A 19,144-nucleotide genomic window follows, 5' to 3' on the forward strand; every position below is an offset into this window, starting at 1 on the left:
TCATCTGGCATCAGGCTTTCATCTGGCATCAGGCTTCCTCCCCGAGATACACCTTGATCACTTCGGGATCACCAGAAACCTCATCCATGGTGCCTTCCGCAAGCACGCTGCCCTGATGCAGCACAGTCACCTTGCGGGCGATAGAGCGTACGAAGCCCATATCGTGCTCGACCACTACCACAGACTGCTTGCCGGCAAGGCCTGTGAGCAGTTCAGCTGTGCGTTCCATTTCCTGTTCTGTCATGCCGGCAACCGGTTCATCCACCAGCAGCAGGCGCGGCTTCTGCATCAGCAACATGCCGATTTCCAGCCACTGTTTCTGGCCGTGGGATAGGATGCCCGCCAGGGCCTGTCGCAATTCCTTAAGACCGATCATCTCCAGCACTTCATCAATGCGCTCCCTGTATTCCGGGGTCATCAATGCGGTGAGTGTCGGGAACACCCGTTTGTCTGCGGCCATGGCCAGTTCCAGGTTTTCGAATACCGTCAGCGCTTCAAATACTGTTGGCTTCTGGAACTTACGGCCAATGCCGAGGGAGGCAATATCCGGCTCGTTCAGGGTAAGCAGGTTATGGCGGCTACCAAACCATACAGAGCCCGAATCCGGGCGGGTTTTGCCGGTAATGATGTCCATCATGGTGGTTTTACCTGCCCCGTTCGGGCCGATAATGCAGCGTAACTCACCGTCGTCGATGGTCAGGTTAAGGTTGTTGATGGCCTTGAAGCCGTCAAAACTTACGTTCACGTCTTCCAGGTAGAGGATGGGGCCGTGCCGCACATCTACGGGGGACTTTGCCGGCGCGAGAAATTCAAACACCCGGTCCCTGTTGGTCATTTCCTGAAGAAAGCTCATGCGGCAGTCTCCTGCGCTGAGGGTGTGTTACTGGGGCCTCCCGCTTTGCCGGGTTTGAATACCAGGCCGGCAATCCCCTTGGGCAGGAACACGGTCACCAGAACAAACAGGCCACCAAGAGCAAACAGCCAGGCATCCGGCATGATGCCGGTGAATACCGTTTTGCCGTAGTTCACCAGTATGGCACCAATAACTGCGCCGTATAGCGTAGCGCGGCCACCCAGGGCCACCCATACCACCACCTCGATGGAGAACAGGGGTGAGAATTCACCCGGGTTGATGATGCCTACCTGAGGCACATAGAGCGCCCCGGCCACACCAGCCAGCATGGCAGAAACCACAAACACAAACAGTTGTACCCGCTCTACCCTGTAACCCAGAAAGCGTGTGCGCGCCTCGGCATCCCGGCAGGCAATACTCACACGGCCCAGTTTGCTGGTAACAATGCCACGGCAGATCACATAGCCAATCGCCAGAGCAATACCCGTTGCGATAAACAGCCCGAGCCGGGTGGCATCTGTGCGCAGATCAAAGCCCAGAATATCTTTGAAATCGGTCAGGCCGTTGTTGCCACCAAAGCCCATTTCGTTGCGGAAGAACGCCAGCATCAGGGCAAAGGTCAGCGCCTGAGTGATGATAGAGAGATATACCCCTGTCACCCGTGAGCGAAAAGCCAGAAAACCAAACACCAGAGCAAGAAGCCCCGGCGCCAGCAGCACCATGATGAAAGCAAACCAGGCCATGTCGAAGCCCAGCCAGTACCAGGGCAGCTCGTGCCAGTTCAGGAACACCATGAAATCCGGCAGGACCGGATCGCCATAGACTCCACGATCACCAATCTGGCGCATCAGATACATGCCCATGGCATAGCCACCCAGGGCAAAGAAGGCGCCATGCCCGAGGCTGAGAATACCGAGATACCCCCACACCAGATCCACTGCCACAGCCAGCAGCGCGTAGCAAAGGTACTTGCCCAGCAGAGTGACCGTGTATGAGCTTACATACAGGGCGCTGTCCTGGGGCATGAGCACATGCAGCACACTGACAATCGCCAGGGCGGCAAAGAGCACGCCTAGAAAGATACGGGTAGAGCGTTCCTGCAGAGGTCTTGTGAACCACATATTTAACCCTCCGCCGCACGGCCCTTTTGGGGAAAGAGTCCCCGGGGGCGTTTCTGGATGAAAAGAATGATGAAAACCAGCACCATGATTTTGGCAAGCACAGCGCCGGCCCAGGGTTCCAGCAACTGATTGAGGGTGCCCAGCGCCATACCCGCCAGCAGAGTACCCCAGAGATTGCCCACGCCGCCGAACACCACCACCATAAAGGAGTCGATGATGTAGCTCTGGCCAAGGTTGGGGCCAACGTTAGTGATCTGGGAGAGTGCAACACCGGCAAGGCCTGCCACGCCGGAACCAAGGGCAAAGGTGAGAATATCCACCCTGGTCGCTTTGATACCCATAGAGCGCGCCATGGCACGGTTCTGGGTAACTGCACGTACTTCCAGCCCAAGCCGGGTCTTACGCATGATCAGCATCAGGCCTGCGAACACGACAAGCGCAAAACCGATCACGTACAGGCGGTTAAGGGTTAAAGACAATGCTTCGTTGATCATCAGCGAACCACTCATCCAGTCAGGAGTGATGACGGTCCGGTTAAGCGGCGAGATAAGCGTGCGCACCAGTTGCTGCAGGATCAGGCTGACACCAAAGGTGGCCAGCAGGGTTTCCAGAGGACGGCCTTTCAGGTGCTGGATAACGCTGCGTTCTATTGCGATGCCCGCCAGTGCCGACACCAGAAATCCGGCGGGGATAGACAGGATCAGCGCCAGGCCGGGCTGGCCCGGTAGCAGTTGCTGCATGCCCCAGGTGGTGTAGGCACCCAGCATGATGAGTTCGCCATGGGCCATGTTGATAACGCCCATCACGCCGAAGGTGATGGCAAGGCCGATAGCCGCCAGCACCAGCACCGAACCAAGAGACAACCCGAAATACAGGGTCTCGACGGCACTGTTCAGTTTCAGTTTCTGTTCAATACTTGCCATGGCCCTGGTTGCCGCGGCTACCAGTGCAGTATCGTCACTGCGCATAGCTTGCTGCAGTGCAGCGCGTGCTTCTGAGTTGAGGCTGCCAGACAACATTGCCACAGCTGCGATATCGCCCTGCTCTTTCACTTTATAGATGGCCAGAGCTTCTGTGAGAGCCGCCTGAACCGGCTTGCTCTCTTCAGCTTCAATCAGTTCCGGCAGTCGCTCTGCCAGGGTGCCATCCACGCTGCCTTTGAGGGCGCGGGCGGCGGATAAACGGTTGTCCTCATCCGGACTTTTAAGGTCTATAACCGACAGAATACTTGCCAGTTCATTACGCAGTGCGTTGTTAACGCGAAGGGTGTCTATGTCGCGACGGGAGATTTCGCCCAGGTTTTCACCGGTGAGTGCGTTTTCCACGGTCCAGTTCCGGCCCCGGTTTTTCAGCACGATAACGAATTGCCCTGTGGATTCGATGTAGGCCAGCTTGTTGCTGGCGAATGCTTCCAGCCAGCCACGCGCGCGCTCATCACCACTGCCGGCAATCTGGTTAACAGCCTTTATCTTTTCCGCAAACGAGGATTCCCCCAGAGCGGTAAGCATTTGCTGTGCTTGCGAATCTTCTACCTGTGCCAGAGAAATACCGGGGCACAACAAAAGGAAGGTAAGCAGCAGGTGGTTGAGCAGTCGGGAGATGCCCATGATTGCGTCCTGTCCTGGTAGGTATGGGGTTTTGCCAAAACAATCGAGTTAAAAAAGCGGACGAGGAAAAGGCCCCCGCCCGCAAAAGGTACTTACGAACCCGTTAAAACTTACTCCGCAGCTTTTGCCTGGCCACCGCAAGTTCCGGTAACCACATTGAAGTTTCCGCAGAACATAGGTTTGCGCCAGTCACTGATCAGGTCTTTGGAACCTGGCAGGAAATCAGACCAGGCATCGCCCGCCACGGTAGATGCAGTTTCCCAGACAACGGAGAACTGGCCGTTATCCTGAATCTCGCCAATCAGCACGGGTTTGGTGATGTGATGGTTAGGCATCATGGTGGCGTAGCCACCGGTGAGATTGGGAACAGCTACACCGATGATGGCGTCTTTCACTGCGTCCACATCAGTAGTGCCTGCCTTCTTGACCGCTTCAACGTACATATTGAAGCCGATGTAATGGGCTTCCATGGGGTCGTTGGTTACTGCGTCTTCGTTATCTGTGTATTCAGTCCAGGCATCAATGAAATCGTAGTTGGCGTCACTATCAACGCTCATGAAGTAGTTCCATGCCGCCAGATGGCCTACCAGTGGGGCCGTATCTATACCAGACAACTCCTGCTCGCCCACTGAAAAGGCTACTACCGGAATGTCTGCAGCATCGATACCCTGGTTACCAAGCTCACGGTAGAAGGGAACGTTGGCATCACCGTTGATGGTTGAAACCACCGCAGTCTTTTTGCCAGCGCTACCAAATGCCTTGATATCGGAAACAATGGTCTGCCAGTTGGAATGACCAAACGGCGTGTAGTTGATCATAATGTCTTCTGCGGCCACGCCTTTATCCTTGAGATAGGTCTCCAGGATCTTGTTGGTGGTGCGTGGATAAACATAGTCTGTACCTGCCAGAACCCAGCGTTCAACGCCAATATCGTTCATCAGGTAATCAACGGCAGGAATGGCCTGCTGGTTGGGCGCTGCCCCGGTATAGAACACATTTTCGGAAGACTCTTCGCCTTCGTACTGAACCGGATAAAACAGCAGTCCGTTGAGTTCTTCTATAACCGGCAGCACCGATTTGCGGGAAACCGAGGTCCAGTTGCCAAAGATTACATCAACTTTTTCTTTTGCAAGAAGCTCACGCGCCTTTTCTGCGAACAGCGGCCAGTTGGAGGCCGGGTCTACAACCACCGGTTCCAACTGACGGCCCAGCACACCGCCGGCTGCGTTCTGTTTTTCGATCAGCATCAGCATGGTGTCTTTCAGGGTAGATTCACTGATCGCCATGGTGCCGGAAAGGGAGTGCAGGATACCGACTTTAATAGGATCTTCGGCGGCAACAGAATTAAGAGAGATACTAAGAGATATTGAGACTGCCAGTGCAGAAAGGCCCAGCTTTACGTTCTTGTTAATTCCCATGTCATCGTCCTTTGCATTCTAGTGGGTTGCGCAGTTCGTCAGTAACGCAACCCATGCTCTGCATGAGCCGTTCCAAACCATGGAAGCTTCTTTATATTTCAGATTGTTACAGGGAAACCAAACAACACGGGGCAGGTTATTTTGAGCGACACAGCCCCAAAATGGTGCGGTAGAAATATGCCCGCCCCAACGTGGTGCGACAGGCTTCAGGCTCAGGAGATCAGCATATCTTTCGGGAAGCTTTTCTGGCGGTATTGATGATGTGGTCCAGCTCCTGGCCGTCGCGGGGGTACTCGGCAATACCAATGCCGCATGACACAACCAGTTCCTGGCCATCTTCCAGCACGATTGCTGACTGCAGCGCGCTGACTATGCGATCTGCAACCTCAGCGGCGTATGCCATGCCCTGGCCGGGAAGCAGCACAATGAATTCGTCCCCACCCCAACGGGATACGGTATCAGCCTTGCCAATACATGAATTTATCCTCTGGGCCACATGCCAGAGCACGGCATCGCCGCCCGCATGCCCCAGCCTGCCGTTTATCTGTTTGAAGCGGTCAATGTCTGCATACAGGATGCTGACGAGACCCTGCTGTCTGTCGGCCTGAAACATGGCTTGTTGCAGCCGGTCGGCCAGCAGCAGTCGATTAGGCAAATCCGTGACCTTGTCGAAATGCGTCAGATACTCCAGCTGCTGATTATTTTCGAGATTGGCGATCGCGAAAGAGATATCGTCGGCAATCTCGTACAGAAGCTTCATTTCGACATGATCAAATGAAAACGGCTCGCGCTGGTAAAGCACCAGAGCCGCGTCCGTGGTTTTGCCTCTCGCCGTCAGCGGGAAACTGGCCATGGCCTGTATTCCGTGATCGATCAGGTCCGTCAGGTCCGGGTTGTCATGCTCCTCTGCCAGGTTATCCCGGGTAACAACATTGTGTGTCTGCAGGCATTCATGGACAGCATCAATTTCGTAACCGGACAGTTGCCGCATCTGGAATTGCTTGTCGTTAGCGTGGGCGTGCAGAATTCTGAGCAGGCCCGAGCTCCTGTCGTGCTCCACAACCAGTGCTGCGGGCAGACCACCTTCTTCAACCGTAATCCAGGTGACCTCTTCGTATAGCGCGTCGAGGGTCTGGGCCCGTACGATCAGCGTATTGATCCCGCTCAGAACTTTATGAATGCGGTTGAGGCGACGAATTTTCAGCTCGGCCTCTACGCGCTCGGTGATGTCCAGAATCGCCGCTACTACATAGTGCCCCTCAGCTGTCTGCACCGGGTTCAGGGCAATCTCGGCCCGGAACTCAGTACCGTCCCGGCGTAAGGCGAACAGATCTTCGCTGTCACCCATTAACCGCTGCTCCGGACCGCTCAGATACTCGCGGCGGAAATCCATATAGCTCTCGCGGAATCGGGCGGGCATAAGGTGCTCTATCTGCGAGCCTACGAGCTGACCTTCCGGGCATAGGAACATGGAGTGCGCGAACTGGTTAGCCATCTGGATGGTGCCATTCGCATCAACCATCAGCGTAGCCACAGGGGAGGAATCCATCGTCGAGAGGAAACGCTCTTCCTCCCGGTTGAGGGCGCTGGCACCAAGCCAGCCGACAAAAACCAGCACCAGAATACTGGACAGACTACTCAGTGCAAAGCCGAATGCCTCAGCATAATAACCGGCAACCACGCCTTGCATACTGAGCCAACCCATCAATACCGGAGTCACAATAATAACTGGCAAAAGGCGCCGCATGGAGCGACCACCAACGAAGGAACTGGCAACCGTACGCACCACACCGGCACCAGGCCGGACCAAAAGCATGCCGGTACCGCAGAGCACAAACAGCGCCGCAGTGTGCACAGCCATGGTAGAAAATACAGGAAGCCTGAACTGGCGCACGCCGAAGATATAGCCGATCAGCGCCGCGCCGCTGATGACGATCACGGCCAGGGCAAGAAGCTGCAATACGGTTGTGGCGTGGCGTAACGAAGTAACCTTGGCCAGCCATGCGATGCTCAACAGGCTGAAACATATAGCCGTGCCCGCCGACATGCGCCCGGGCGAGTTTTCAGGAAGCGTTTCCGTATCCGGAATCACAAAGTTATCGATGCCCAGCCGCCAGCCTGCCCCGTATTCAAGAAGCGTAAGGCCAGATACTACCAACAGGAAGAGTGCCAGAGACACGGTGGTGGCCACCCCTGCAGGTGACCGCTCCAAGTGCGGATGTCGCCAGAAAAGGAAGCCACAGGCGAGAAAGCAGAGCGCCGTATTGATCTTCATTGTTTCCAGGGCGGGTAGTACACGCTTGCCCATCTGGACATCGAAGATCCATGCCAGCACAACCAGAACACTGATCAGGATGACTACCAGGCCAATACGGCTGATGATAGTACTGTAGATTCCCAGTGAACCTGTATCTGCCACTTTGCGCGGATAGCATATCCCTGGCATGTCACTCTCCCCCCTTCCTATCCCGGAATGGGCTCGACGTTACTGCGCCAATTCGTCGGCCAACACATCTCCCTTAAACTTAGCATACTCACGGGAATATGGAGCGAAATGAGCAGGGTGACTGAAGCCCCGAAATAATGCGGCCCGCACCATACTGCACCATCCTGGCCCGGCACAGCCCAGTTTTATCCAACAAAACGGATATTTAATGAGTGACCGCAGTTCCTTGTTTTTATGAAACTATTCAGGGAGTTCATGCACCAAATTCGTGCCTTTTCTCCATCGCCCGGTACAGATCCTGCAGGCAGCATAAGAAAATAGCTCAGACAGGAGTGCACCATCATGCTACTAGCCACCGATCTGGATGGAACCTTTCTCGCGGGTAGCCCGGATAATCGCATCAGACTGTACCAGCTGATTGCAGCCCACCCGGAAATCCAACTGGTGTTCGTAACCGGTCGCGGACTGGAGTCAGTATTGCCTCTGCTCTCTGACCCGACCATTCCGCAACCTGACTACATCATCTGCGACGTAGGCTGCACCGTAGTACACGGGGACTCCCAACAGGCAATACAGCCATTACAGGGAGAGATTGACGAAATCTGGCCAGGGGAACAGATCATTGAGGCCGCACTGACCTCATTCGAAGGCCTCCAGCGCCAGGAGGTTCCCCAGGAGCGCCGCGTATCCTATTTCTGCCACAGCACAGCGGTGGGCCATGGCCTGAAAGCCAAAGCAGAGGCGCTTTCCTGCGACGTCCTCTTCTCAGGGGGCAAGTATCTGGACATCCTGCCCCGTGGCGTCAACAAGGGCAGCACGCTGACCCGGCTGATCGAGTATCTGGGTGCCGACCCGGAAGCGGTTCTGGTGGCGGGCGATACGCTGAATGATCTGTCGATGTACCAGCAGAACTTCAAAGGCGTGTGTGTCGGGGATTCCGAACTCGCTCTGCTGGAGGAAACCGAGCAACAGGCGCGCGTGTATCATGCAGACGCCACTGGCTGCGGCGGCATTCTGGAAGCATTTGAACATTTCGGTTTTCTGGGTCACGCCGGCATAGACGCAGAGATCCCCGATACCATGCGATCAGGCAAATCGGACCTGGTCATCGTTTATCACCGCCTGCCCTACGAAGAGGTAGTGGAGAACGGTGAGCTGATCCGGCGCCGGCCCCGGTCGCCCAATGGAATCATTCCCACACTGCTGAGCTTTTTTGCCGATGGCAAAGCCGGTTCCTGGGTTGCCTGGTCGATTGATGACCCGGAGCTGGGCCCCTTCCAGACGCACACCGAAGTGGACACCAGCCGCTATGAAAAGCTCGTAGCGGCGCGGGTAGGATTAACCGCCGAAGAAGTCGACATCTTCTACAAGCGCTTTTCCAAAGAGGCCTTCTGGCCGACCCTGCACACCTTCTGGGAGCGCGCTACCTTCCGGGATGACCACTGGCAGGTGTTTCTCAAGGTCAACAAACTCTTCGCTGAACGCACGGCGGCGGAGGCAGCAGACAATGCCGTGGTGTGGATCCACGATTACAATTTGTGGATGGTTCCGGCCTTTCTGCGGGAACTGCGCCCGGATCTGACCATAGCCTTTTTCCACCACACCTACTTTCCGTCTGCCGATGTCTTCAACGTACTGCCCTGGCGCCGGGAAATCATCAGTAGTCTGCTGCAATGCGACCACATAGGGTTCCATATTCCCCGGCAGGCTGAGAATTTCGTCGATGTGGCCCGGGGGGTTACACCGCTGGAAGTTACCCGCAGAGCCGGGTGTGCTCCCCGCTTTCTGACATATGGCTGTGCCGTGGGTCTGGATGAGATGAGCACCGAAATCAAAGTGAACGAGCGCAGAATCGGCCTTGGCGCGCACCCGGTCGGGCTCGACCTGAGCCGTGTTCGCAACGCCCTTGCCGATACCGACGTTATCTCGCGAATGGAAAGCCTTCGTGAGGAACTGGAAGGTATACGGCTGATCCTTTCCGTAGAGCGACTGGATTTCACCAAAGGTATTCTGGAAAAGCTGCAGGCATACGAGCGAATGCTGACGGAGCACCCGGAACTGGAAACAAAAGTCACGCTTATGATGGTGTGCGTACCTGCGGCAAAGGGTATGACCATTTACGAGGAACTGCTCTCGCAGATTGAGCAGACAGTAGGCCGCATTAATGGCCAGTTTGCTCAGGTGGGCTGGACCCCCGTGCAGTTCTTCTTCCGGGCCCTGCCCTTCGAGGAACTCGTGGCCTATTACACCATGGCCGATGTGATGTGGATTACGCCACTGCGGGATGGCCTGAACCTGGTTGCCAAGGAATATATTGCCACCCAGGGGCTTACCAAAGGCTGTGGGGTACTGGTGCTTTCCGAGTTTGCCGGAGCTGCAGCCGAACTCCGGGGCGCCATTCTGGCCAACCCACACCACCCACAGGACCTGGCGGACACCTGCTACTACGCACTGGCAATGAGTCCGGACGAAGCCAGAAACCGCTTGAGCGAGGCGTTCGAAATCGTGTGCCGTTACGACATTGGCTACTGGGGAGACGAATTCATCGAGGCAGTGGAACAACGGCGGATCAGCAAACTGAAAAAAGTTGTATCGCTGGGCCAGAGCGCCGCCTGATCTTCATTCACCTGAAAAATGATAACGCAGGAGCCGAGCCATGCTGCTCAAAAATGCAGTGCAGCTGATCTGCTATCCGGACCGGATTGGCAAAGACCTGAAAGACCTTCATACCGTGGTGGAAAAACACCTTTCGGATGCCATCGGCGGCCTGCACATTCTGCCGTTTTTTCCGTCCAATGCTGACGGCGGCTTTTCGCCACTAACCCACAAGGAAGTCGACCCGGCTTTCGGAACCTGGGACGACATCGAAGCGTTCACCCAGAAGTACGACCTGTGTGTGGACCTGACGGTAAACCACATCTCCGATGAGTCACCGGAGTTCCAGGATTTCATCGCCAGGGGATTCGACTCCAGGTATGCCGATCTGTTCGTGCATGTGGACAAGTTCGGCGAAATTTCCCACGACGATCTGGCCAGGATCCACATTCGAAAGGAAAAAGAACCCTTTCGGGAAGTAACCTTTGCCGATGGCACGAAAACAAGAGTGTGGTGCACCTTCACCGAACAGCAGGTCGATCTGAACTACGACTCAGACCTGGCTTACAAGTTAATGGAAAGCTACATAGGCTTCCTTACGTCCAAAGGCGTGAACCTGCTCAGGCTGGATGCCTTTGGCTACACCACCAAACGCATCGGGACCAGTTGTTTCCTGGTTGAACCAGAGGTTTACCGCATTCTCGACTGGATCAACGAAGTGGCCCTGAAGCACGGTGCCGAATGCCTGCCAGAGGTGCACGACCACACCAGTTATCAGTACGCCATCAGCCGCCGCAATATGCACCCCTATGGATTTGCTCTGCCACCACTGCTGCTGTATTCACTGCTTGATGCCAACAGCGTGTACCTCAAGAACTGGCTCCGTATGTGCCCGCGCAACATGGTAACTGTGCTGGATACACACGACGGCATCTGCATACCCGATGTAGAGGGGGTACTGCCAGACGATAAAATCAAAGTACTGATCAATAACATCGACGCCCGCAGTGCCGACCCGATTCTGCGCCGTTCCGCAGCAAATATTCACAGCGTGGGCGCTATCTACCAGCTTACCTGCACCTTCTACGACGCCCTGATGCAGAATGACGACGCCTACATTGCTGCGCGGGCTATCCAGTTTTTCACACCGGGCATTCCGCAGGTGTATTACGTGGGGCTTCTGGCTGGCTGTAATGACCAGGAACTGATGGAGAAAACAGGAGAACTGCGCGATATCAACCGGCATTATTACAGCCTGGAAGAAGTGGACCAGGAGATGCAGAAACCGGTGGTACAACGCCTGCTGAGCCTGATGAAGTTCCGCAGCAACTATCCGGCATTTGATGGCCGGTTCGAGCTGAACTACTCCAACGACTCGAGTGTTGCCATGGCCTGGCGCCACGGCGATTATTACTGCCACCTGTTCGCGGAGCTGAACTTCAAAACGGTGAAGATTGAATATCTCGATGTAAAGAGCGGGGAAACCATGCAGCTGGATTGCTAGGCGCATACCCGTAATATGTAATGTCATACAAAACAAACATTCTCTTCACGCAATAAAACATATTTGCACTATCTAACCATCAATTACCTACAATAAAATGAGTTATATCGGGTAATAATGAACAGGCTGATCTTCATCGCCCCCCCCCCAGACTGCCTTCTCATATAAAACAGGTTTTCAATGTTAGAAAGCAGTTACAACGAAGTGTTAGTTGCCTGTTCAATATTGGTTGCAGTTCTCGCAGCCTACACCGCCCTGAATATGGCCAGCCGTGTATCCAGCGCCTCGGGCAAAGCCGCTGTGTTGTGGCTGATTGGCGGCTCCTTCGCGATGGGGTTTGGCATCTGGTCGATGCACTTTATAGGGATGCTCGCCTTCAGCCTCCCCATTGATCAGGGGTATGACGTTCCCCTGACGGTACTTTCATTACTCATTGCCACTGCCTCTTCTGCACTAGCACTTTATCTGGTCTGCCAGGAGAAGCTTCCGTTTAGCCGCCTGGTATCCGGCGGTATTCTTATGGGACTGGGCATTGCTGCCATGCACTATATCGGCATGGACGCTATGCTCATGAACCCTCATATTGTTTATGTCCCCTCACTGGTCGTGCTATCCATCATTATCGCCATAGCCGCCTCTCTGGGAGGGCTCTGGCTTGCTTTCCGCCTGCGCGAAGTCGACAAGCAGGCCACATTTGCCCGTATGGGTGCAGCTCTTGTTATGGGCTGCGCCATCATAGGCATGCACTACACAGGAATGGCCGCATCCAGGTTTCCGCTCAATAGTTTCTGTGGTGCGGCTAACAGTGGCATAGATACAAAATGGCTGGCCACACTGGTCATCATTGTAAGCATCGCGGTGTTTGCCATTGCGCTTATTGTATCAATGCTCGACGTTCGCACGAACCGGCTGTCGGAATCACTTGATAGCGCCAACAATGAACTGATCAAGCTGGCCCTTCATGACAACCTGACCCATTTGCCGAATCGTGTTCTGCTGAACGACCGGATGGAACAAGCGATACACCGGGCCGAGCGGAATAACAGTGAATTCGCAGTGCTCTTTCTGGATCTGGACGGCTTCAAAACTATTAATGATATCCACGGGCACCATGTGGGAGACCTTTTGCTACAAGAAGTCTCGCAGCGTCTTCTGGGGAGCAAGCGGGAAGGAGATACGGCGGCAAGGCTTGGCGGAGATGAATTTGTAGTGCTTCTAGAGCCTGTCACACCGGGAAACTCAGCGATTTTTGCACAACGTTTGATTGATAAAATTGAACAGCCTTATGAGGCTGCAAACCACCACCTTCAAATATCAACCAGTATCGGCATCGCCATTTACCCCCAGGACGGCCAGACCGAGCATGAACTGATGGTCCACGCTGACGCAGCCATGTACCACGCCAAAAAGCAGGGCCGCAACGGCTACTGTTTTTTTAAGCGCAGCATGAACACCGATGTACATCTGCAAATGCAGATGCAGCAGAACCTGCGACACGCGGCAGACCGCAACGAACTGGTTTTGCACTATCAGCCCAAACTGATCGCACCGAGCGGCCCCATAACCGGGCTGGAGGCACTACTGCGGTGGCAAAGCCCTGATCACGGCCTCCTGTCACCGGATCGCTTTCTTCCGTTGGCCGAGAGCTCAGGGCTGATCGTACCTATTGGTAACTGGGTAATTAACGAAGCCTGCCGGCAAATGAAAGTCTGGCACGATCAGGGTCATAAGGACTGGAATGTGGCGGTAAATCTTTCCGCAGTGCAACTGGAACACGATAGCCTGGTAGATGTTGTCCGTTCAGCATTGACGCAACACTCGCTTGCCCCCTCTCACCTGGTACTTGAGATTACAGAGTCAACGGCAATGCGCGATGCCGAAGCCAGCCTCAAAGTGTTGAACGACCTGTCTGCTCTTGGCGTGTCCATTTCCATCGATGACTTCGGCACAGGTTACTCAAGTTTGCTGTACCTGAAACGCCTGCCAGCCAATGAGCTGAAAATTGATCGCGGCTTTATTACCGAACTGGCTCAGGGCAATGATGACGAAGCAATCATCCGGGCAATCATCGCCCTGGGGAAAACGCTGGGTATGAAGATTGTTGCAGAGGGCGTTGAAACAACTGATCAACAGGAACTTCTGACAGGACTTGGCTGCAATACCCTGCAAGGCTATCTGTTGGGCAAACCCGCTCCACCAGATACATTGCTCGATACGATTACCCACCTGACCAAACGCTCTGAGTCTGCGACCATCACTTGACTTGACGCGAAGCGTTGCGCAATCCCACGCCCTGTGTTTGTATAGAAAGAGGCGGATCAAAGGAATCACTCTGCCTTTGAACCGTTCAATCTGCAGCGAGATCTCCCGGTCTCAAGCGGCACAGAATCACTATTAAACGGAGTTAGTATTGTTATGGCTTATGAAACAATTGATGGTCAAAAATACGAAAAAGAACTGCTGGATCTGGCCCGTAAACACACGACAGGGCAAGGCGAAGGCAAGTTGTCCAAAGATGAGGTCGCCGATCTTTTCAAATCAGCCCAGGATGGAACCAGTGTGACTGAGACCGAAAAAGCTACGCTGGGATACATCCGTAACAACTTCGAGTTCACAGATGCTGCGGCCAAGGATTTCGACGCAGCTTTCAGCAAGCTCTGATTCAGTAAAGCGATAATCGGGGCTTCAACATTCCCCGATTATCGCCCTTCCCTGATCTGCCGTTATTCCTTTTCGTTCACCAGAATAACTTTCCGATGGGGATACGGAATTTCTATACCAGCCTCATCGAGGGCTTTCTTGATCTGTTCAGGCACCGAGTACAGCACACTGAAATAATGCTCGCCTTCGCAAAAAGGCCTGACCAGAAAGTCCACCGAACTGTTATTCAGGGTTTCAACTTCAACGAATGGCGCCGGATCGGCCAGCACATGCGGATGCTTCGCCAGAACGCTGTCGATCACCTTGCGGGCTTCATCGATGCTTTCGTTGTAGGCAATACCGAAATGCATATCCACACCCCGCACCGGATGGTGGGAATGATTGGTAATCTGCTGCCCCCAGATCTGACTGTTGGGGATGATGATCTGCTGGTTGTCGAAGGTTTGCAGGATGGTGGTAAACATATCCACTTCCGTTACGTTTCCGAACTTGCCGGCAGCATCGATAAAATCACCCACCTTGTAAGGGCGGAAAATCAGCAGCATTACGCCAGCCGCCAGATTCGACAGCGTACCCTGCAATGCCAGACCCACGGCCAGGCCAGCAGCACCCAGAAGGGCAATGATGGAGGCAGTCTGAACACCAAAGCGGTTCAGTACGGCAATACCGACAAACGCCAGGATGGTATAGCGCACAACGCTGCCAAAGAACTTGAACAGAGTGTCATCCAGCTGGTCGTAACTCGCAGAGATACGGACAACAGACTTGTAAGCCTTGCCAGCAATCCAGAAGCCAACTACAAGGATGACCAGAGCCAGAAGAATATTGGTTGCCCAGTCCAGGGCAGCGGGAAGGTATTGGTTGATATCCAGTTTGTCGATTAGTTCCTGCATCACATTAAGCTTCCTGATAGTAGAAGCTGATTAAACTAAATTAACTTCAGGGGGTGCGCAACCGGTTTTCTTCTGCGGTCAAAGCAGCACGCTGACCATCCCTACGCTGCTGACCACCAAAAGCACTATTCCCAGCAACCGGAAAAACACCGGTGTTTCCGCCTTCACAATTCGCTCGTGAAAACGCAGGCCTATCACATGTCCTATGGCAGCGCAGGGCAGCAACCACAGGTGATGGATAAGCTGCAGGTCGAGCCCCACCCAGATGAATGCTGCCAGCTTTATCAGCACCAGAATGAACCAGAGGCCAAACAGTGTATCCCGCAACTTCTCCCGCGCCAGATGCTGCGCGGCAACGGCAATAACCAGAGGAGCGCCTATCAGCGAGGTGCCGCTGATATAGCCGCCAGCCATCAGCAGGGCTACATCCACGCTTTTGCTCTTACTGCGAAACGGCCGGTTAAGGATGTACGACACCGAATAAATCGCAACAATCACAAAAATAATCGCACTCAGCACATTTGCCGGCAGCGTAAACAGGCCAAACACGCCAATCAGTTTGGGCACGATCATAATCCGCAGAATTCGCCACAGGTAGGGCCAGTCGACCGTGCCTTCCGGCGCGTTCGCGGCAGCATCTGGCCCGAACCCGGTCAGTTTCTCGCGGCTTTTACCAGCTTTCTTGTTCCGGGAACTGCGATTGTTCATCCAGATGGTCAAGGATGAAAATACCAGCAGGTGCACTGCGATTATGGGCAGGAATACCAGCGGGTCGTCTTTCACCAGCAACAAAAATGGCAATGACAGAACCGCGCCGCCAAAGCCCAGCCCGGAGCGCACAAAACCACTCCAGATAAAAATAAGGGCAATCAGGACGTACTGAATTAAGGAAAGATCTGACATAACTTCCGGAGCAAGGAGAGAAATTTGTCCAAGTGTAACGGTTTTCCCAAAAAAACACCGGGCAAAGCCCGGTGCAAGTTCCTTTATATTTTCGCCAGAGCGGCTTAATCGCTTACCGGCCCCTCCTTGATGGCATTGCGCATGCGCCGGCGCAGTATAGGCCCGAACAAAGTCGGCAACACCAGACCAAGTCCGGCGACCAGCCACAAACCTATGGCCAGAGGGCTGGACCAGAGAGTTGTCCAGTCGCCATCAGACAGAATCAGTGCGTGGCCAAGATTCTTCTCCATTTCCGGCCCCAGCAGCAGACCCAGAATAATGGGCACCATGGGAATTTCCAGCTTGCGCAGAATAAACCCGCCAACCCCGAAGACGATCATGAAGTACAGATCAAAGGTACTGTGGCTTATGGAGTAAATACCCACAAACGCCACCATGGTCACAATCGGCAGCAGGTACATGGGTGGCACAGACAACAGCCGCACAAACACGCCGATCATCGGAATATTCAGCACCAGCAGCAGTACGTTACCAATCAGCAGTGCTGCGATCACGCCCCACACAATGTCCGCGTTCTGGGTGAACATCAGCGGCCCCGGTGTGATATTCAGGGAAATCAGCATGGCCAGCAACACTGCGGTGGTTCCGCTGCCCGGTACACCCAGGGTCAGCATTGGCACCAGAGCACCAGATGCGGCACCATTGTTACCTGCCTCCGGCGCTACAACGCCACGAATATCACCTTCGCCAAAGCGGCCTTTTTTGCCCAGTACCGACTTCTCCAGTGTGTAGCTGATAAAGCTGCCCAGAGAAGCACCCGCTCCCGGCAGCACACCGGCAATAAAGCCCAGCAAACCACCACGGAGCTGAGTCGGGATTGTGGATACAACCTCTTTGAAGCTCAGTGTCAGCTTGCCCACGTTCACTTTACTGCGGCCTCTGCCCATTCGTGCTTCTACAAAAAACAGCAGCTCGGATATGGCAAACAGGCCAACAATCGCCAGGATGAAGTCGATGCCTTCATACAGCTCAAGCACACCTCCGGTGTACCTCTGGGTTCCGGTGGAAATATCGATACCCACAGTAGAGATCATAATGCCCAGTGTTGCTGCAATGACCGTCTTCATCGGGTTTTTGCCGGTAATACCACCCAGTGTGGCGAAGGCCAGCAAAAACAGCGCAAAGTATTCTGCCGGCCCGAAAGTAAGCGCAAAACGCGCCAGCACGGGCGCCAGCATGATCAGCCCTATGGTACCGATCAGACTCCCCGCAAAAGACGCAATCGCCGAAATGGCCAAAGCATCTGCGGCACGACCTTTCTGGGCCATGGGATAGCCATCCAGGCAGGTCATCATGGCTGGCTCGTCGCCCGGAATATTCAGCAGGATCGACGAAATACGGCCACCATACATGGCACCGGCATATACCGATGTGAGCAGGATCATTGCAGTTTCAGGCGGCAGACCCAGAGTGAAGGCCAGCGGTATCAGAATGGCAACACCATTCGCCGGGCCCAGACCGGGCAGACAGCCAATCAAAGTGCCCACAAAGGCACCAAACAGCGCAAACATCAGGTTGTACGGTGTCAACGCCACCGCAAACCCTTCCATCAGAAAGCCTATGGTTTCCATATTCAAAAGCCTCCCAGCAAGCCGTTGGGCAGGCTTAACGATAACCCATAGTTAAACAGTCCAAACACTACAACCGCGCTGATCAGGCCGGTTACAAACGACTTGGTTGCCGGTGCGCCCATACGCCAGCTCAAGGCGCCAACCGCCAGGGTGGTGGAGATAATAAAGCCCAGTGGCTCCAGCAGCATCGCGTAAACCACCAGCACAATGACCGAAATCACCAGTTCCAGCGCAGACTTGCCCACCGGCCACCTGGCATCGGCATCCGGTTTGATCATCAGATACAGACTGCCAATCACCAGCACGATCGCCAGTATGGTGGGAAAGGTTTCCGGCCCTACACCCTCGGCACCGCCGAAGGGTTCAGGCCATTGCTGCGCCACCCAGCCATAGGCAACCGCCAGCACCAGCAGGAACAAGCCCAGAATACGATCGCCCATGCCAGTCATTTCAGCAGACCTATTTCCCGGGAAAGATCTTCGATCTCCTGTACCTGATTGATCACAAAGCTTTCAAACTCTGAGGCTTTCGGGTGGAAGGGAATCAGGCCGTTGCTTTTCATCACCGCTTTCCATTCGTCGCTGGCGTACAGGGTGTCGATTGCGTCTACCCAGTACTGCTGAGCTTCTGCCGGTGTGTCTTTCGGCATATAAAATCCACGCCAGTTAGGGCCGAGCGCATCAACACCCTGCTCGCGGGCGGTCGGAATATCGCTGAACTTACCCGGCAGGCGCTCCTCTGACAGCACCGCCAGCACGCGCAGATCACCGGATTCCATAAAACCGGTGGCTTCCGACACATCACCGGTAAAGGCATCTACCTGGCCGCCTACGACCTGGGTCATGGCTTCGCCGCCGTTGTTGTAGGACAGGTAAGGAATGGACGGCAGGTTTTCAGCGCCTGCAGCCTTTGCGGCAATAAGGACTTTGAGGTGATCCCAGCCACCACGGGCACTGCCGCCGGCAAACTTGACCGAACGCGGGTCTGCTTTCAATGCGTCCATCAGTTGATTCAGGTTTTCATATCGGGAGTTTTTGCCTACTGCAATGATGCCGTAGTCTGCACCCAGCGCGCCGACCCACTTCACCATGGAGGCATCCATACCGGGAAACTGCTTCTGCGCCAGCCGGGTAGTGGTGGCTGTGGACGCCGCGACAATCAGTTTATCGTCGTTTTTGCGCTTACTGACGGTGTGTGCGTAGGCCACTCCGCCACCTGCACCGGCCATGTTCACGGTTTGTACCGATCCATCCACCAGATCAAGCTGCTGCATGACATTGCCCACACTGCGGCAGGTAAAATCCCAGCCGCCGCCCGGATCAGCCGGTGCCAGACACTCAACTTTGCCGCTGGGCTGCCAGGCTATGGCAGACATACTGAAGGCGGCCACAGCCGCAAATGCGATTGTTCTTTTAATAAACATACACATTACCTCTTTGTTGTTGAGCGGTCAGAGTAAAAGGCAATGCGTAGTTCCTGAAGTTTGCGGGCGTAACGCGTTTAAAGAAACTA

14 protein-coding genes are annotated in these 19,144 nt (G+C 54.6%); 4 read left to right on the top strand and 10 right to left on the bottom strand.

The window, feature by feature from the left end:
- Window positions 1-28 precede the first annotated feature (28 nt).
- The 5 genes from urtD to DS878_RS10625 form a co-directional block, all read right to left on the bottom strand.
- The gene (urtD, locus tag DS878_RS10605) at window positions 29-853 is read right to left on the bottom strand and encodes an urea ABC transporter ATP-binding protein UrtD (protein ID WP_113815930.1); all 825 of its coding nucleotides are present in this window, start codon (window positions 851-853) and stop codon (window positions 29-31) included.
- Window positions 850-1,974 carry an urea ABC transporter permease subunit UrtC gene (urtC, locus tag DS878_RS10610; RefSeq protein ID WP_113815931.1) on the bottom strand — a complete coding sequence of 375 codons (1,125 nt, stop codon included), beginning with the start codon at window positions 1,972-1,974 and terminating at the stop codon, window positions 850-852. Before urtC ends, urtD begins: the two co-directional genes overlap by 4 nt.
- Before the next feature lie 2 nt (window positions 1,975-1,976).
- Window positions 1,977-3,581, bottom strand: a complete 1,605-nt coding sequence (urtB, locus tag DS878_RS10615; protein WP_113815932.1) for an urea ABC transporter permease subunit UrtB — start codon at window positions 3,579-3,581, stop codon at window positions 1,977-1,979.
- A 110-nt stretch (window positions 3,582-3,691) separates the two neighbouring features.
- Complete coding sequence (gene urtA / locus DS878_RS10620) at window positions 3,692-4,999, bottom strand: urea ABC transporter substrate-binding protein (RefSeq protein WP_113815933.1); 1,308 nt, start codon at window positions 4,997-4,999, stop codon at window positions 3,692-3,694.
- A gap of 220 nt (window positions 5,000-5,219) precedes the next feature.
- The gene (locus DS878_RS10625; protein ID WP_113815934.1) at window positions 5,220-7,445 is read right to left on the bottom strand and encodes a diguanylate cyclase domain-containing protein; all 2,226 of its coding nucleotides are present in this window, start codon (window positions 7,443-7,445) and stop codon (window positions 5,220-5,222) included.
- Window positions 7,446-7,787: 342 nt separating this feature from the next.
- On the opposite strand from DS878_RS10625, the gene ggpS reads away from it, so the two are divergent.
- The 4 genes from ggpS to DS878_RS10645 all read left to right on the top strand — a co-directional run bounded on the left by ggpS (window position 7,788) and on the right by DS878_RS10645 (window position 14,205).
- Window positions 7,788-10,061, top strand: a complete 2,274-nt coding sequence (gene ggpS / locus DS878_RS10630; RefSeq protein WP_113815935.1) for a glucosylglycerol-phosphate synthase — start codon at window positions 7,788-7,790, stop codon at window positions 10,059-10,061.
- Window positions 10,062-10,101: 40 nt separating this feature from the next.
- Window positions 10,102-11,544 (top strand): sucrose phosphorylase, encoded by a 1,443-nt coding sequence (gene gtfA / locus DS878_RS10635; RefSeq protein ID WP_113815936.1) that lies wholly within the window; start codon window positions 10,102-10,104, stop codon window positions 11,542-11,544.
- A 180-nt stretch (window positions 11,545-11,724) separates the two neighbouring features.
- On the top strand, window positions 11,725-13,806 hold the full coding sequence (locus DS878_RS10640; RefSeq protein ID WP_113815937.1) for a putative bifunctional diguanylate cyclase/phosphodiesterase: 2,082 nt from the start codon (window positions 11,725-11,727) through the stop codon (window positions 13,804-13,806).
- Between the two features lie 153 nt (window positions 13,807-13,959).
- Window positions 13,960-14,205 carry a hypothetical protein gene (locus DS878_RS10645; protein ID WP_113815938.1) on the top strand — a complete coding sequence of 82 codons (246 nt, stop codon included), beginning with the start codon at window positions 13,960-13,962 and terminating at the stop codon, window positions 14,203-14,205.
- Window positions 14,206-14,267: 62 nt separating this feature from the next.
- Here the strand turns inward: DS878_RS10645 and DS878_RS10650 are convergent, their stop codons facing one another.
- The 5 genes from DS878_RS10650 to DS878_RS10670 form a co-directional block, all read right to left on the bottom strand.
- The gene (locus tag DS878_RS10650) at window positions 14,268-15,098 is read right to left on the bottom strand and encodes a mechanosensitive ion channel family protein (RefSeq protein ID WP_113815939.1); all 831 of its coding nucleotides are present in this window, start codon (window positions 15,096-15,098) and stop codon (window positions 14,268-14,270) included.
- Window positions 15,099-15,176: 78 nt separating this feature from the next.
- Entirely contained in the window at window positions 15,177-16,001 is an 825-nt protein-coding gene (locus tag DS878_RS10655) for a sulfite exporter TauE/SafE family protein (RefSeq protein WP_113815940.1), read from the bottom strand.
- Between the two features lie 104 nt (window positions 16,002-16,105).
- Window positions 16,106-17,632 (bottom strand): tripartite tricarboxylate transporter permease, encoded by a 1,527-nt coding sequence (locus DS878_RS10660; RefSeq protein ID WP_113815941.1) that lies wholly within the window; start codon window positions 17,630-17,632, stop codon window positions 16,106-16,108.
- Between the two features lie 2 nt (window positions 17,633-17,634).
- Window positions 17,635-18,081 carry a tripartite tricarboxylate transporter TctB family protein gene (locus tag DS878_RS10665; RefSeq protein ID WP_113815942.1) on the bottom strand — a complete coding sequence of 149 codons (447 nt, stop codon included), beginning with the start codon at window positions 18,079-18,081 and terminating at the stop codon, window positions 17,635-17,637.
- A complete protein-coding gene (locus DS878_RS10670) occupies window positions 18,078-19,055 on the bottom strand; it encodes a Bug family tripartite tricarboxylate transporter substrate binding protein (protein ID WP_113815943.1) in 978 nt (325 codons plus the stop codon). The genes DS878_RS10665 and DS878_RS10670 overlap by 4 nt, the downstream gene beginning before the upstream one ends.
- Window positions 19,056-19,144 lie beyond the last annotated feature (89 nt).

Source organism: Marinobacter sp. F3R11 (genome assembly GCF_003318275.1).
In the GTDB taxonomy this organism is placed as follows: Bacteria; Pseudomonadota; Gammaproteobacteria; order Pseudomonadales; family Oleiphilaceae; genus Marinobacter.